Genomic DNA, 13569 nt, shown 5'->3' on the forward strand with positions numbered 1-13569 from the left:
GCGCCCGCCTCTGCTACACTGCGCCACTTTTTTCCAGGAGACGTCGTCCATGGACCCGCGCAGTGAAGTGTTGCTCCGTCAGGCAGAGCTGTTTCAGGGGCCGCTGCTGATCGCCGGCGCCCCCGCCGACGACCTGCTCGGCCAGTTGCCTCAGGCCCAGGCCTGGACCTGGCATGCCGGCGATCAGGCCATGCTCGAAAGCCGCTTCGCAGGCCGCAGCCATTACGGCGTCGAGGCACCTGAAGCAGCATTCGACAGCGCCGTGCTGTTCCTGCCCAAATCCCGCGAGCTGGCCGCCTATCTGCTCAACGCCCTGGCGTCGCGCCTGGCTGGCCGCGAGCTGTACCTGGTCGGCGAGAAGCGCGGTGGCATCGAGGGTGCGGCCAAGCAGTTGCAGGCCTTTGGCAAGCCACGCAAGCTCGACAGCGCCCGGCACTGCCAGCTGTGGCAAGTGACCATCGACCAGGCGCCGCAGGCAAAACCGCTGGAAAGCCTGGCCGAGCGCTTCGAGCTGGCCCTGGAAGACGGCCCGCTGCAGGTGGTCAGCCTGCCTGGGGTATTCAGCCATGGCCGACTCGACCGAGGTACCGCCCTGCTCCTGAAGCATCTTGACGGACTGCCCGGTGGCCACATGCTGGACTTTGGCTGCGGTGCCGGGGTACTGGGTGCCACGCTCAAACGCCGTTACCCACAAAGCCGGGTGACCTTGCTGGACGTGGATGCCTTCGCCGTGGCCGCCAGCCGCCTGACGCTGGCTGCCAACGGCCTGGAAGGCGAAGTGATCAGCGGCGATGGCATTGACGCAGCCCCAACCGAACTGAGCCTTATCCTGAGTAACCCGCCTTTCCACACCGGCGTTCATACCAACTATCAAGCTTCAGAAAACTTGCTGAAAAAATCGGCCGTTCATCTGCGAAAAGGTGGCGAAATGCGCTTGGTGGCCAACAGCTTCCTGCGCTACCAGCCACTGATCGAAGGGGCATTGGGCAACTGCCAGGTACGCGACGAGGCCGACGGTTTCCGCATCTACCAGGCAACTCTCGGATAAAAACAGCGCTTGCCGAAAGCGTTTTGCCTAGGCAGAATCCGCACCGTCCTAGGGGAGTAGTCTCCCGCGAGCACCCAGCTCGCCCGGTACGCGTCAACATACTTGGTCCACAGACCATGGCGCGTGCGACCCACCATGCACGCCTGCATGGCGAGATCCGCATAGACGGATCGAGGGTTTGACAAGACCTATGACACGCACACCTTACCCGGGGCGGGGAGGCTGTACGTGTCATAGCCGTGTCGACCCGCCCCCGTAGGAATCCTGATGCTGGAATCTCTGTTGGTCCCCACCGCTATCGTTGCCTTGGCCGAAATCGGCGACAAGACGCAACTGCTCGCACTCATTCTCGCTGCCCGCTTCCGCAAACCCTGGCCGATCATCGCCGGCATCATCGCCGCCACCCTGGCCAACCATGCTGCAGCTGGTGCCGTGGGGGCTTGGGTCGGCAGCTTCTTCAGCGAATCGGCGCTGCACTGGATCCTGGCCGCGAGCTTTACCGCCACCGCACTGTGGACCCTGGTGCCGGACAAAATGGATGACGACGAGAACCCGGCGCGCCGGTTCGGGCCGTTCCTGACGACACTGATTGCGTTCTTCCTGGCCGAAATCGGCGACAAGACCCAGGTCGCCACCGTGATGCTGGCTGCGCAGTATCCGCACCTGATCATGGTCATTATTGGCACTACCCTGGGTATGCTGATTGCCAACGTTCCGGTGGTACTGGCGGGTAACTTCGCGGCAGACAAACTGCCGTTGACGCTGATTCGCCGCCTGGCGGCAACGGCGTTCTTCGTGCTGGCGATCGTGGCCGTCTATTCGGCAATGAAGGCCAGTGGCTGGATTGGGTAAAGGGCACATCAGGGGCTGCCATGCAGCCCCTGGATTCAGGCATTTACGGCTTGGCTGCAGCCTGATACAGCGGCATCACCTTCGGAATCGCCGCCTGCAGCGAAGCAATGCGGCTCGCGGACGCCGGGTGAGTACTCATGAACTCAGGCGGTGCACCTTCGGAAGCCTTGCTCATCTTGTTCCACAGGGTGATCGCGGCATTCGGGTCGTAGCCGGCACGGGCCGACAGCTCCAGGCCAATCAGGTCGGCCTCGTTTTCGTTGGCCCGGCTGTTGGGCAAGGTCATGGCGTAGTTCACCACCGTGTCGGCCATGGCCATGCTGCTCTGGCCGAGGCCGAAGATGGCACCGGCACCCTGGCGAGCCATTTCCACACCGTATGCCTTGGACATGGCCTCGCGGCTATGCTCGCGCAAGGCGTGGGCAATCTCGTGCCCCACCACTGCGGCAATTTCCGCATCGGTGAGTTTGAGCTGATCGATCAGCCCGGTGTAGACGATGATCTTGCCGCCCGGGCCGCAGTTGGCGTTCAGCTCGTCACTCTTGATCACGTTGACTTGCCAGTCCCACTGCGCGGCATCCGGGCGGAATTTGGGCGCCTGGGCGATCAGGCGGTTGGCAATGGTCTGCACACGCTTGGCATCGGCGCTGGACTTGTCGAGCACACCCTTGCTCGATGCTTCACCCAAGGTTTGCTGATACGACTGGGCGTACATCTGGTTGACCTCATCGGTCGAGAGCATGCTGAACATGTACTGCTGGCGCTCGACGCCAACAGCACCGCCGCTGGTGGTATTCACAGCCTGGCAGCCGGCCAACAGAATGCCAGCGCTCAGCAGGCTGACGACAAAAGACTTACGCATGAAAACACTCCCTATCCACATGCGCCGTATCCTAGGCCGAGTCGCCAGTGGCTGCCATAGCCGCAGGGAAGATTTTCGTCGCCTGAACCGGCCTCTTCGCGGGCAAGCCCGCTCCTACAGGGGTAACACGACCGTGGGTACGAGCAGGCTTGCCCGCTCCTACAGCAGGGGTAACACGATCATTGTAGGAGCGGGCTTGCCCGCGAAAGGGCCGGCACAGCCCCCCATCAAGCCGGGGTAAGACACTCCGGCGCATCCAGCTTCGGGTCATTGACGAAATTGGCCAAGGCCCGCTCACGTAGCGTCGCCGGTGGGCTGGCCAGCAGCTCGTGCAAGCGGGTAATCGGCGTGTCCGGGTCAAGCCAGGCCGCCTGCCCCGCTTCGTCGAGGATGAGCGGCCGACGCTGATTCATGGCCGCCTGGGTCACCACCGCGCAACTCAGCCATACCTGGTCCTGCACCGGATAGGCCTCCCACACCGCCGCAAAGTACAGCGACGCGCCCTCCCCCGGGGTCAACCAGTACGGGCGTTTGCGCACGCTGCCACGCCATTCGTAAAAGCCGTTGGCCGGCATCAGGCAGCGACGCTGACGAAATGCATCGCGAAACATCGGTTGTTCGGCCAGCGTTTCGGCGCGGGCATGGGCAGGGGTGCGGGACAGGTCGGTGAGCCAGGCCGGGGTCAACCCCCAGCGCGCCTTGGCCAGTTGCTGCTGGCCGTCAAGCTGACGCTGGATCAGCACCGACGCCCCAGGCGATATATTCCATTGGGCCGGCTGGCCGACGGGAAAGCCCGGCAGACTGGCAAGGGCCTGGGGCCAGCGAAACAGGGCATAACGTCCACACATGGGCGAATTCAGAACCTAGCAGATCAAGGTACCGGGGACATTCTCCGGTTCGTCGCCAACCAGTGGCTGGGCATCATTGTACGCATCGATCAGCTGCCGTGCGCATTCGGCCTGCTCATCAGCCACGACGAGCCCCAGCAGGCCCTGCAAGGGCAGCTCGCCAGCGGCACCGACCAGGTCACGGCCGACCACGTGTACATCGATCCCCTCGCTGGCAAGCATGCCTGCCAGCATTTGCGCCTCGAGCAGGCTTTCCGGTTCGTAGATACGCTGCATCAGGTGTCGTCCTCGCGGCGGACTTCAAGCATCCATTCGTCACCATGCACCTGCAGAATGCACACCACAGGCTGGCAGCACACCTGGCAATCCTCGGTATAAACCTGGTCGCCCGCAGACAGATCGACGGTAGTTTCCACACGTTCGCCACAATAAGGGCAATCATAGAAGTCGGTTTCCAGCATCGCGGCCTCCGCAGTGACTTATGCGTATAATTGCCGGTCTGTTTACAGGGTCTGTGTGCGTCCGAGCCGTTTTTCGGAGCCCGTCCCTACCTTATTACCCTAGCCGTTTCCAACAAGAGAGCATGATGGGCGAATTCGATGCCATCCGACCGTACGACGACGCTGAGGTCCCTGCCGTTCTGGCACGCCTGCTCAGCGACCCGGCATTCCTCGATATCCTCACCCACTTCCGCTTTCCACGGGCGGCCGGCGCTCTCGGCTGGTTGCTCAAGCCCTTGATCGCACGCCGCCTGCGCAAGGAATTCGCCGGTGTTACCTGTGTCTCGACCTTGCAGGACAAAGTCGAGTACTACGTCGACCAGACCATCGATCGCGCCACCGACGGCGTCACCTACTCGGGAGTGGAACAGCTCAAGGCCGGCACCGCCTACCTGTTCCTGGCCAACCACCGTGACATCGTCATGGACCCGGCCTTCGTCAACTATGCGGTGTACCACGCCGGCCTGCCCACGCCGCGCATCGCCATTGGCGACAACTTGCTGCAAAAGCCCTTTGTCAGCGACATGATGCGCCTGAACAAGAGCTTCATCGTGCACCGTTCGATCAGCGGGCGGCGCGAAAAACTGGCTGCTTACCAACTGCTGTCGGCTTACATCAACCACTCGATCCGCAACGATGCCACCTCGATCTGGATCGCCCAGGCCGAAGGTCGGGCCAAGGACGGTGACGACCGTACCGACTCGGCGATCCTCAAGATGTTCCACATGAGCCGCAAGGACGAACCGTTCGGTGCAGTGATCCAGAGCCTGAACCTGACCCCGGTGTCGATCAGCTACGAATACGACCCGTGCGACCAGGCCAAGGCCCGCGAGCTGTACATCCGCGCCACTACCGGCACCTACAAGAAGGCGCCGGGCGAAGATGACAACAGCATTGCCAAAGGCATTACCGGCTACAAGGGCCGAGTCCACATCAACTTCGCGCCGCCGGTAACCGAGTACCACGAAGACACAAAACAGCTGGCGGCAGAGATTGACCGGCAGATTCTGGGGGGCTACCGACTGTTCCCGGTGCATTACCTGGCATATGCGATGTGGGAGGGCAAGGACGAAGCCCTGCAGGTGCCAAGCGCCGAGAAGGTGTTCCCGGCGGATGAGCTGGCCAAGGCCAAGGAAGAATGGCAACGGCGCCTGGATGCCTGCCCGCAAGAGCAGCGGCCATACCTGGTGTTGCAGTATGCGACGCCGGTGCGCAACCAGTATCAGGTCAGGCAGCAGGCACCTGTAGCCTGATCAGGTTTGGGGCTGCGTTGCAGCCCCGATGGTGCTCAGATCCAGGTGCTGAACCAGGACAGCAGCAGCGCCATCGCCAGGCACGAAAAGCCCAGAATGTAGAAGTATTTCGGCACCCGAAGGTCGAAAGCGTCCACTACCCCGTCGTCTACTGCCATGTACTGGCGGGTTTCGGCCTCACGCCGCCGCGCACTGTGCAGCAGCAAACCGCCCGGGCAGGTCAGCAGCAGCGCCAGCAGGTTGATCAGCTTGGTGGGATGGGCGGCCAGGAACCCCCAGAGCACTTGCAAGGACATCACGCAACCTCGGTGTGAGCAGTGGCAAAGGCCAGCATTCTACCCAAGTCGCACCGTGGCGCCCGGCCTTGGCGACAAACTGTCATTAAATTTCATCTGTCATCCGCTCGTCATCCATACAGGCGACCCTGTCGACCTTTTGATGACCCGGAGCTTTTTCATGTTGCACGCCGAAAACCAGGACCGCCTCTACCTCGTTGCCCAGAGCGATGAACAACAGGCGCTGATCGATGGTTTTGCCATCAACGTGCAGGACCGCCAGTGGCTGGTCTACTGTGCGCTTGGCGGACATGTGCATGAGGACTTGCCCGAAGTGGATGCCGGCACTGGGTTCAGCTTGCTGGATTTCCACATAGAAGCGGCGTAGATCTGTACCGGCCAGACAACAAAAAACCCGCTGCCTGTCACTCAGGCAGCGGGTTTTCTTGCACCACCTGAAGCTTACTGACCCAGCACCTGCCCGATGCTCGGGTCCTTGAACAGGCGGGTCAGGGCATCGCTCAGCACATCACCCACCAGCTGGGTGTTGGTGTCCTGGTTCGGCGCCATGCCGAAACGCTGGTCCAGCGAAGCGCCATAACGGCCGCTGTAACGGCGGCCGCCATTGGTCACATCAGCGCGGAAGGTGGCGCCGATGGTGGCCTCGGTCACGTAAAGGTTGTCTTTCGGCGACTGATACTTCAGCTCGGCCAAGGTCACGGTCAGCTGCGGCGCATTGCCGGCGTTCGGGGTCGGGGTGAAGCCGAGCAGGCGCACAGCCGCTTCAGCCTGAGCCTGCAGCTTGGGCACCACGTCATTACCGCTGACGCTGATGGTGCTGGTCTCGGGGTACATGCCACCGCGGGTACCCAGGGACTGCGAAGGCCGGCCATCAACTACCCGGACCACCACCGGCTGGCCATGACCGACCGGGGCCAGCTGGGCCTTGAGCGTGGGTTGCGGGTTGAGTTGTTGCGGGCTGTGGGCACAACCGACCAGGCTAAGGCTGGCCACGGCGATCAAACCGAACAACAGACGTTGCAACATGCGCGTTTCTCCAGAAAATGCGGCAAAGGCCCACAGTATACCTAGCCAGGCACAGACCAGTCATCGGCCCGGCCCGCTTGTCACAATCGTTTCATCGCCACACCCTTATCCTTGCGCCAAGCCCTAACGCAAAGGACTCGCCGCCATGACCTCGCTCTGGACTCAGCTCTTCCAACGGCCGCGCTACAACGCTTATGCCCGCCTTGACGCGGATGGCAAATGCCTGGCGTTCAAGCAATGCAGCCAGGCACCAAGCGGCATCGACTGGGTGCAGATCAGCGAAATTCAGCTGGCCTGGCTGGGCCGCGAGCTGCCCATCGAAGCCCGGGTTTGCGCCCGCGCAAACCGCCGTTGGCACCAGCGCCTCCTCGCTGCCTGACAAACGCTGCAATAAAAACCACGAATGGCGACATTTCTGCCCGCGACATCGCTATAATCTCCCCCCGATTATAAGGACGTCTCCTGATCGGGCCCCGCACTCGCCGATTGACCCCGGCAACTTCACCGCTTCGCCCACAGAGAGCCTTCCACTCAGGTCTTGCATCGGCTGTCGTGCCTGCTTTTTCCGGCCCTTCACACTGCATGAACCTGCGGGTTGCCATCGCGCAGTCCCCTTTTGAGGTTCACGTCTCCAAAAGAGCGTGAAAAAACGGTTTTCACAACTTCACAAGAGTGTGGCGAGCAAATGAACAGTCTGGCATGTGCAAAAGCGGCAGATGTGTCCCGAACAGCCCTGAACAGGCGGCAGATGCGCTCATCCCGTATGAGTGTCTGAACCGTTCCATAACGCACGCACGACACCTTGACCATAAGTCGAATTGCCGCACCTGTGGCAAACGGCGTTCAATACACGAACCCGAAGACTGATTGGCGGTGTCCGCGGAAGTTGCAAGAACTGCGAAAAGTCGGACATGGCGACCCTGGCAAACCCAGGTCCTATGCTGTCAATTAGGTAGCTGTAGATTGTGGAGACGCGTTAAATGGCGCAGAACGAATCGGTTGATGTGGTACTGGTAGGCGCGGGCATCATGAGTGCCACCCTGGCCGTACTGCTCAAGGAGCTTGACCCGACCCTGAAGCTTGAGGTCGTCGAGGCGATGGACTCCGGGGCCGCGGAAAGCTCCAACCCCTGGAACAACGCAGGCACCGGCCACGCCGGCCTGTGCGAGCTGAACTACACGCCGCAGGCCGCCGATGGCAGCATCGACATCAAGAAGGCCGTGCACATCAACACCCAGTTCGAGGTTTCGCGCCAGTTCTGGGCCTACCTGACCAAGAAGGGCAACTTCGGCTCGGCGCGTGCCTTCATCAACCCTGTCCCGCACCTGAGCTACGTCGAGGGTGACAAGGGTGTTTCCTTCCTCAAGAAGCGTTTCGAGCTGCTCAAGCAGCACCACGCCTTCGCCGAGATGGAATACACCGAAGACAAGGCCGTGATGAACGACTGGATGCCGCTGATGATGCCTGGCCGCCCGGCCGACCAGCACATCGCCGCTACCCGCGTGGCCAAAGGCACCGACGTCAACTTCGGCGCACTGACCAACAAGCTGCTCAAGCTGCTGAGCGACTCGCCGGACGCGCAGGTCAAGTACAGCAAGAAGGTTGTCGGCCTGCGCCGTAACGGCAGCGGCTGGACCGTGAGCATCAAGGACGTCAACAGCGGCGGCAGCCGTGAAGTCGACGCCCGCTTCGTCTTCCTCGGCGCTGGCGGCGCGGCCCTGCCGCTGCTGCAGTTGTCCGGCATCCCGGAAAGCAAAGGCTTCGGCGGCTTCCCGGTCAGCGGCCAGTGGCTGCGTTGCGACAACCCGGAAATCGTCAAGCAGCACCAGGCCAAGGTCTACAGCCAGGCCGCTGTCGGCGCCCCGCCGATGTCGGTGCCGCACCTGGACACACGCGTCGTGGACGGCAAGACTTCGCTGCTGTTCGGCCCGTATGCCGGTTTCACTACCAAGTTCCTCAAGCACGGCTCGCTGATGGACCTGCCGCTGTCGGTGCGCATGGGCAACATCGGCCCGATGCTGGCCGTGGCCCGCGACAACATGGACCTGACCAAGTACCTGGTCAGCGAAGTGATGCAGTCGATGGAGCAGCGTCTGGAAGCCCTGCGTCGTTTCTATCCGCAGGCCAAGGCCGAAGACTGGCGCCTGGAAGTGGCGGGTCAGCGCGTGCAGATCATCAAGAAAGACCCGAAAAAAGGCGGCGTGCTGCAGTTCGGTACCGAGCTGGTCTCGGCCCAGGACGGCAGCCTGGCTGCACTGCTCGGCGCATCGCCGGGTGCTTCGGTAACCGTATCGATCATGCTGGAACTGATCGAGCGCTGCTTCCCCGAGCAGGCCAAGGGCGCCTGGGCTGCCAAGCTCAAGGAAATCTTCCCGGCTCGCGAGAAGACCCTGGCAACCGATGCTGCGCTGTACCACAAGATCAGTGCCGATAACGACGCGGCCCTGGACCTGGCAGAAAGCAGCCCGGCGGCCAAGCATTACGCCTGAACCGCCCGCTAACGAAAAAACGCCCCTCGGGGCGTTTTTTTGTGCCTAGCGCTTGATCAGCCTGTACCGGCCTCTTCGCGGGCATGCCCGCTCCCACAGGTTCGGTAATGCCCGCAGGTGCGACGCGACTCCTGTGGGAGCGGGCGCGCCCGCGAAGAGGCCGGCACTGGCTACAGATCAGCCGCGGGCTTTACGATGATCTCGATGTACTCAGGGGCATTGCGCTGGTCGGCAATCTGCTCGACGAAGGTCTATTACGCCTAAGCCGGCCTGAAACGCAAAAACGCCCCTCGGGGCGTTTTTTTGTGCCTGGCGCTTGATCAGCCTGTACCGGCCTCTTCGCGGGCATGCCCGCTCCCACAGGTTCGGTAATGCCCGCAGGTGCGGCGCGACTCCTGTGGGAGCGGGCGCGCCCGCGAAGAGGCCGGCACTGGCTACAGATCAGCCGCGGGCTTTATCGATGATCTCGATGTACTCAGGGGCATTGCGCTGGTCGGCAATCTGCTCGACGAAGGTCTTGCCGTGCTCGTCCTTGCCGTCCAGGTCCAGGCCAGCTTCGACGAAGAAGCCTACAAAGCGCTCGAAGTCGTCCACGCGCAGGCCACGGTAGGCCTTGACCAGCTTGTGCAGCGACGGCGAAGTCACACCATCGGCCGGCTCGAACTGAAGGAACGACTTGATGTAGTCGTCGCTGATTTCGTCACCGATTACCTGTTTCTTGTCTTTACGCATTGCCGACTCCAACTGGACCATCACGGAATTTCGAAGGCCGGCAGTTTACCCCCCGCAGGCTTCGCGCCTCAACGCGTACGTACCGTCCCGGTGTGCAAGTCGGCCCAGATGTGGCCGTTGCCATAAGTCAGAAACTGCACGTACAGGGTTTCGTTACGCAGCAGGTCCATGACCACCCGGTAGTTGCTGACCGGGTAATTCAGGCTCAAGGTGCGGGTTTTAGCGTCATACACAGGCTTTTTCAGGCTTTTGGCCGCTTCACCATCGAACGTCAGCAGCACCTGGGCAATGGTCGCGCCCTTGCTCAGCGGCTTGCCCTTCAGGCGCACCTGCAACGACGATGTGATCGGGATCGGCTGCTGATCGGACTGGCGCTGGGCCCCTACGACCACCGAATAGTCAGTCACTTGCAGCAATTGCTGGCTGGTCGGTGCTTCCTGGCGCAGGGACTGGTCATCAGGAGGCAGGAACTGGCTGTGCAGCGGTGCGGCAGCGAGCGGCAGGCTGACCGCAAGCAGGAGGGGAAGAATCGCACGCATGTGAGGCTCCTTGTATGAAGGAGCACTCTAGCATGCCGGGTGCAGCCGATATCAATCGAACTGCGCGCGCATCCAGGCCTGGTAATCGGTCACGCCGGTTTCACCCTCGCGCGGCGCCCAGTGTGCGTGCTCGCCCTCGCCCACTGGTCGGTATGGCCCAGCCTTGCACTCGAACAGGATGCTGTCAGGCTCCAGCACCACCAAGCCATGGTAGGTACCAGGCGCCAGATCCACACCCAGACAGTCGCCACCGGCCTGCAGCACCCGCTTGTCAGTCACCGCGCCTTGTTCATCGAAGATCAACAGGCCAAAACGCCCCTTGAGCGCTATCAAGGTTTCAGCCTTGTCGGCGCTCAAATGGCGATGCGGCGGAATGTAGGTGCCCGGTTGCAGCCCGACGGCCATGCGGTGGCAGGGCTCTTCCATAGCGTGAAAGTTATGGTGCTGCCGCCCGCGCGGGTTGGCAGCGGCCTTTTCGGCCAGCCCGGCGAACAGCGATTGGTCGATGAACGCAGGCTGGCGCACGGTTACAGCCCCTTTACGGCGAAGATGCCGTTAGCGTTGCGCCAGTAACCTTTGTAGTCCATGCCGTAACCGAAGATATAGCGATCGACACAAGGCAGGCCCACATAGTTGGCCTTGAGGTCAGGGCTTGCCTTGCGGTCGTGGTCCTTGTCGATCAGCACAGCGGTGTACACCGAGCGGGCGCCGGCATGCTTGCAAAACTCGATGATGGCGCTGAGGGTGTGGCCTTCGTCGAGGATATCGTCAACGATCAACACGTCACGGTCGATGAACGACACTTCCGGCTTGGCCTTCCAGAAAAGCTCGCCGCCGCTGGTCTGGTTGCGGTAGCGGGTAGCGTGCAGGTACGAGGCTTCCAGCGGGAACTGCAGGTGGGTCAGCAGTTTGCCGGAAAAGATCAGGCCACCGTTCATCACGCAGAACACAACCGGGTTCTTGTCGTGCAGGTCCTTGCAGATCTGCTCGCCGACTTTGGCGATGGCCGCTTCGACTTCGGCTTCGGTGTACAGGCAGTCAGCTTCATGCATGACTTGACGGATATGCTCGAGATCGGCGGACATGGCGCGCTCCGGGGGGCATTTTGGAAAAGCGGGCAAAGGTACGCATCCGCTCGTCACAGATCAAGCATTTATGGACTAACGTCCAGAATGACCAGACGACAGCACAGGCTGAATAGATTAATCTAGCGCGGTTTTTTTGCCCGCCTTTCGGAGCCCTCCCCTATGCCCACTCGTGAGATCCGCCATCCGCTGATCCGCCACAAGCTTGGCCTGATGCGCCGTGCCGATATCAGCACCAAGAATTTTCGCGAACTCGCCCAGGAAGTCGGCGCGCTCCTGACGTATGAAGCCACCCAGGACCTGCCCCTCGAAACCTACGAGATCGACGGCTGGTGTGGCAAGGTCTCGGTTGAAAAAATCGCCGGCAAGAAGATCACCGTAGTACCGATCCTGCGCGCCGGCATCGGCATGCTCGACGGCGTGCTCAGCCTGATCCCGGGTGCCAAGGTCAGCGCCGTCGGCGTTGCCCGAAACGAAGAAACCCTCGAAGCCCACACCTATCTGGAAAAGCTCGCGCCGGACATCAACCAGCGCCTGGCCCTGATCATCGACCCGATGCTGGCCACCGGCGGCTCGATGGTTGCCACCATCGACCTGCTGAAAAAGGCCGGCTGCAAAGAGATTCGCGCCATGGTGCTGGTCGCCGCGCCAGAAGGCATCGAGGTGGTGGAAAAAGCCCACCCGGACGTGAAGATCTACACCGCCTCGATCGACCAGCGCCTGAACGAGCACGGCTACATCGTGCCAGGCCTGGGTGATGCCGGTGACAAGATCTTCGGCACCAAGCAAAAGGACGCCTGACCATGCAGGACGGCTTCAACGACCCGCTCTGGCGCCAGGTCGTTTCGGGCGCGCAGATGCTCTTCGTGGCATTCGGCGCGCTGGTGCTGATGCCCCTGATCACCGGCCTCGACCCGAACGTCGCGCTGTTCACCGCCGGCATTGGCACCCTGCTATTCCAGCTGGTCACCGGTCGTCAGGTACCGGTGTTCCTGGCCTCGAGCTTTGCCTTCATCACGCCGATCATCCTCGCCAAAGGCCAGTTCGGCCTTGCCGAGACCATGGGCGGCGTAATGGCTGCCGGCTTCGTGTACACCTTCATGGGGCTGATGGTAAAAATCAAAGGCACCGGTTTCATCGACCGCATGCTGCCGCCGGTGGTGATCGGCCCGGTGATCATCTCCATCGGCCTGGCCATGGCACCGATCGCCGCCAACATGGCGATGGGCAAAGGTGGAGACGGTACGGCACTGATGCCGTACAAGACGGCCATGCTGATCTCGATGCCAGCGCTGCTGACAACCTTGATCGTTGCCGTATTCGGCAAAGGCATTTTCCGCCTGGTACCCATCATCTCCGGCGTGCTGGTGGGCTTTGCCCTGTCGTTCGCCTTTGGCGTGGTCGACACCGCCAGGATCGCTGCCGCACCATGGCTGGAAATTCCCAATTTCACCGCCCCTGCGTTCAACTGGCAGGCCATTCTGTTCATCGTCCCGGTTGCGCTGGCGCCGGCGATCGAGCATATCGGCGGGGTGATCGCGGTGGGCAGCGTGACCGGCCGTGACTACCTGAAAAAGCCTGGGCTGCACCGGACGTTGCTGGGCGACGGCCTGGCGACTACTGCAGCCGGCCTGTTCGGCGGCCCGCCCAACACCACCTACGCCGAAGTGACCGGCGCGGTGATGCTGACCAAGAACTACAACCCGAAGATCATGACCTGGGCGGCGGTCTTCGCCATTACCCTGGCATTCATCGGCAAGTTCGGCGCGCTGCTGCAGAGCATCCCGGTGCCGGTGATGGGCGGCATTCTGTGCCTGCTGTTCGGCTCGATCGCAGCGGTGGGCATGAACACCATGATCCGCCACAAGATTGACCTGGGCGAGGCACGCAACCTGGTGATCGTCTCGGTGACACTGGTGTTCGGTATCGGCGGCGTGCTGATCGGCAGCGGTGACGGCCCGGATGACTGGGGCCTGAAGGGCATTGCCCTGTGCGCCATTGTGGCTATCGCCCTGAACCTGATTCTGCCGGGTAATGAC

Annotated in this window: 18 protein-coding genes and 1 riboswitch; of the genes, 8 read left to right on the plus strand and 10 right to left on the minus strand. The window is 61.9% G+C overall.

What is annotated here, in order from left to right; all coding sequences use genetic code 11:
* The first annotated feature begins 49 nt into the window (after positions 1 to 49).
* Together N5D53_RS23960 and N5D53_RS23965 are read left to right on the plus strand one after the other, a co-directional pair.
* Positions 50 to 1048 carry a class I SAM-dependent methyltransferase gene (locus tag N5D53_RS23960; RefSeq protein ID WP_190869689.1) on the plus strand — a complete coding sequence of 333 codons (999 nt, stop codon included), beginning with the start codon at positions 50 to 52 and terminating at the stop codon, positions 1046 to 1048.
* Positions 1049 to 1087: 39 nt separating this feature from the next.
* A riboswitch (yybP-ykoY riboswitch) is annotated at positions 1088 to 1227 on the plus strand.
* Between the two features lie 91 nt (positions 1228 to 1318).
* Positions 1319 to 1900: a TMEM165/GDT1 family protein gene (locus N5D53_RS23965; RefSeq protein ID WP_190870135.1), complete on the plus strand. Its 582-nt coding sequence runs from the start codon at positions 1319 to 1321 to the stop codon at positions 1898 to 1900.
* Between the two features lie 43 nt (positions 1901 to 1943).
* Here the strand turns inward: N5D53_RS23965 and N5D53_RS23970 are convergent, their stop codons facing one another.
* The 4 genes from N5D53_RS23970 to N5D53_RS23985 form a co-directional block, all read right to left on the minus strand.
* The gene (locus tag N5D53_RS23970) at positions 1944 to 2762 is read right to left on the minus strand and encodes a M48 family metallopeptidase (protein WP_104960781.1); all 819 of its coding nucleotides are present in this window, start codon (positions 2760 to 2762) and stop codon (positions 1944 to 1946) included.
* A gap of 227 nt (positions 2763 to 2989) precedes the next feature.
* Complete coding sequence (locus N5D53_RS23975; protein WP_064490774.1) at positions 2990 to 3610, minus strand: SOS response-associated peptidase; 621 nt, start codon at positions 3608 to 3610, stop codon at positions 2990 to 2992.
* Between the two features lie 15 nt (positions 3611 to 3625).
* Positions 3626 to 3886, minus strand: coding sequence for a DUF2007 domain-containing protein (locus N5D53_RS23980; RefSeq protein WP_020192887.1), 261 nt, complete (start codon positions 3884 to 3886; stop codon positions 3626 to 3628).
* Entirely contained in the window at positions 3886 to 4071 is a 186-nt protein-coding gene (locus N5D53_RS23985; RefSeq protein ID WP_010951999.1) for a CPXCG motif-containing cysteine-rich protein, read from the minus strand. The genes N5D53_RS23980 and N5D53_RS23985 overlap by 1 nt, the downstream gene beginning before the upstream one ends.
* Positions 4072 to 4193: 122 nt before the next feature.
* Between N5D53_RS23985 and N5D53_RS23990 the strand changes: the two genes are divergently transcribed.
* Positions 4194 to 5363 (plus strand): 1-acyl-sn-glycerol-3-phosphate acyltransferase, encoded by a 1170-nt coding sequence (locus N5D53_RS23990; RefSeq protein WP_014589682.1) that lies wholly within the window; start codon positions 4194 to 4196, stop codon positions 5361 to 5363.
* A 35-nt stretch (positions 5364 to 5398) separates the two neighbouring features.
* Here N5D53_RS23990 and N5D53_RS23995 read toward each other — a convergent pair whose 3' ends face one another.
* Positions 5399 to 5659: a hypothetical protein gene (locus tag N5D53_RS23995; protein ID WP_104960780.1), complete on the minus strand. Its 261-nt coding sequence runs from the start codon at positions 5657 to 5659 to the stop codon at positions 5399 to 5401.
* A 160-nt stretch (positions 5660 to 5819) separates the two neighbouring features.
* Here N5D53_RS23995 and N5D53_RS24000 point away from each other — a divergent pair, with 160 nt between their 5' ends.
* Positions 5820 to 6026 carry a hypothetical protein gene (locus tag N5D53_RS24000; protein ID WP_003247353.1) on the plus strand — a complete coding sequence of 69 codons (207 nt, stop codon included), beginning with the start codon at positions 5820 to 5822 and terminating at the stop codon, positions 6024 to 6026.
* Between the two features lie 74 nt (positions 6027 to 6100).
* Here the strand turns inward: N5D53_RS24000 and N5D53_RS24005 are convergent, their stop codons facing one another.
* Positions 6101 to 6685 (minus strand): YajG family lipoprotein, encoded by a 585-nt coding sequence (locus tag N5D53_RS24005; RefSeq protein ID WP_010951995.1) that lies wholly within the window; start codon positions 6683 to 6685, stop codon positions 6101 to 6103.
* A gap of 145 nt (positions 6686 to 6830) precedes the next feature.
* On the opposite strand from N5D53_RS24005, the gene N5D53_RS24010 reads away from it, so the two are divergent.
* Both N5D53_RS24010 and mqo read left to right on the plus strand, forming a co-directional pair.
* Positions 6831 to 7064, plus strand: a complete 234-nt coding sequence (locus N5D53_RS24010; RefSeq protein ID WP_014589680.1) for a hypothetical protein — start codon at positions 6831 to 6833, stop codon at positions 7062 to 7064.
* A gap of 601 nt (positions 7065 to 7665) precedes the next feature.
* A complete protein-coding gene (gene mqo / locus N5D53_RS24015) occupies positions 7666 to 9174 on the plus strand; it encodes a malate dehydrogenase (quinone) (RefSeq protein WP_104960779.1) in 1509 nt (502 codons plus the stop codon).
* 441 nt (positions 9175 to 9615) lie between these two features.
* Here mqo and N5D53_RS24020 read toward each other — a convergent pair whose 3' ends face one another.
* The 4 genes from N5D53_RS24020 to N5D53_RS24035 form a co-directional block, all read right to left on the minus strand.
* Complete coding sequence (locus tag N5D53_RS24020) at positions 9616 to 9906, minus strand: PA4642 family protein (protein ID WP_003247360.1); 291 nt, start codon at positions 9904 to 9906, stop codon at positions 9616 to 9618.
* A 68-nt stretch (positions 9907 to 9974) separates the two neighbouring features.
* Complete coding sequence (locus N5D53_RS24025) at positions 9975 to 10445, minus strand: hypothetical protein (RefSeq protein ID WP_003247361.1); 471 nt, start codon at positions 10443 to 10445, stop codon at positions 9975 to 9977.
* A 51-nt stretch (positions 10446 to 10496) separates the two neighbouring features.
* Entirely contained in the window at positions 10497 to 10970 is a 474-nt protein-coding gene (locus N5D53_RS24030) for a WbuC family cupin fold metalloprotein (RefSeq protein ID WP_104960778.1), read from the minus strand.
* Positions 10971 to 10972: 2 nt separating this feature from the next.
* A complete protein-coding gene (locus tag N5D53_RS24035) occupies positions 10973 to 11530 on the minus strand; it encodes a hypoxanthine-guanine phosphoribosyltransferase (protein ID WP_010951990.1) in 558 nt (185 codons plus the stop codon).
* Positions 11531 to 11692: 162 nt separating this feature from the next.
* Between N5D53_RS24035 and upp the strand changes: the two genes are divergently transcribed.
* Positions 11693 to 12331, plus strand: coding sequence for a uracil phosphoribosyltransferase (upp, locus tag N5D53_RS24040; protein ID WP_003247366.1), 639 nt, complete (start codon positions 11693 to 11695; stop codon positions 12329 to 12331).
* Between the two features lie 2 nt (positions 12332 to 12333).
* Positions 12334 to 13569: uracil-xanthine permease family protein (locus N5D53_RS24045; RefSeq protein WP_279840964.1), on the plus strand; the 1236-nt coding region annotated here is incomplete at its 3' end.

Origin of the sequence: Pseudomonas sp. GD03862 (assembly GCF_029840855.1) — a bacterium.
Taxonomy (GTDB): Bacteria; Pseudomonadota; Gammaproteobacteria; order Pseudomonadales; family Pseudomonadaceae; genus Aquipseudomonas; species Aquipseudomonas alloputida.

Excerpts from the sequence above, each read along its gene's own strand:
- N5D53_RS23960 (WP_190869689.1), top strand. The coding sequence starts at position 50 with ATGGACCCGCGCAGTGAAGTGTTGCTCCGTCAGGCAGAGCTGTTTCAG.
- N5D53_RS23970 (WP_104960781.1), bottom strand. The coding sequence starts at position 2,762 with ATGCGTAAGTCTTTTGTCGTCAGCCTGCTGAGCGCTGGCATTCTGTTG.
- N5D53_RS23975 (WP_064490774.1), bottom strand. The coding sequence starts at position 3,610 with ATGTGTGGACGTTATGCCCTGTTTCGCTGGCCCCAGGCCCTTGCCAGT.
- N5D53_RS23980 (WP_020192887.1), bottom strand. The coding sequence starts at position 3,886 with ATGCAGCGTATCTACGAACCGGAAAGCCTGCTCGAGGCGCAAATGCTG.
- N5D53_RS23985 (WP_010951999.1), bottom strand. The coding sequence starts at position 4,071 with ATGCTGGAAACCGACTTCTATGATTGCCCTTATTGTGGCGAACGTGTG.
- N5D53_RS23990 (WP_014589682.1), top strand. The coding sequence starts at position 4,194 with ATGATGGGCGAATTCGATGCCATCCGACCGTACGACGACGCTGAGGTC.
- N5D53_RS23995 (WP_104960780.1), bottom strand. The coding sequence starts at position 5,659 with ATGTCCTTGCAAGTGCTCTGGGGGTTCCTGGCCGCCCATCCCACCAAG.
- N5D53_RS24000 (WP_003247353.1), top strand. The coding sequence starts at position 5,820 with ATGTTGCACGCCGAAAACCAGGACCGCCTCTACCTCGTTGCCCAGAGC.
- N5D53_RS24005 (WP_010951995.1), bottom strand. The coding sequence starts at position 6,685 with ATGTTGCAACGTCTGTTGTTCGGTTTGATCGCCGTGGCCAGCCTTAGC.
- N5D53_RS24010 (WP_014589680.1), top strand. The coding sequence starts at position 6,831 with ATGACCTCGCTCTGGACTCAGCTCTTCCAACGGCCGCGCTACAACGCT.
- mqo (WP_104960779.1), top strand. The coding sequence starts at position 7,666 with ATGGCGCAGAACGAATCGGTTGATGTGGTACTGGTAGGCGCGGGCATC.
- N5D53_RS24020 (WP_003247360.1), bottom strand. The coding sequence starts at position 9,906 with ATGCGTAAAGACAAGAAACAGGTAATCGGTGACGAAATCAGCGACGAC.
- N5D53_RS24025 (WP_003247361.1), bottom strand. The coding sequence starts at position 10,445 with ATGCGTGCGATTCTTCCCCTCCTGCTTGCGGTCAGCCTGCCGCTCGCT.
- N5D53_RS24035 (WP_010951990.1), bottom strand. The coding sequence starts at position 11,530 with ATGTCCGCCGATCTCGAGCATATCCGTCAAGTCATGCATGAAGCTGAC.
- upp (WP_003247366.1), top strand. The coding sequence starts at position 11,693 with ATGCCCACTCGTGAGATCCGCCATCCGCTGATCCGCCACAAGCTTGGC.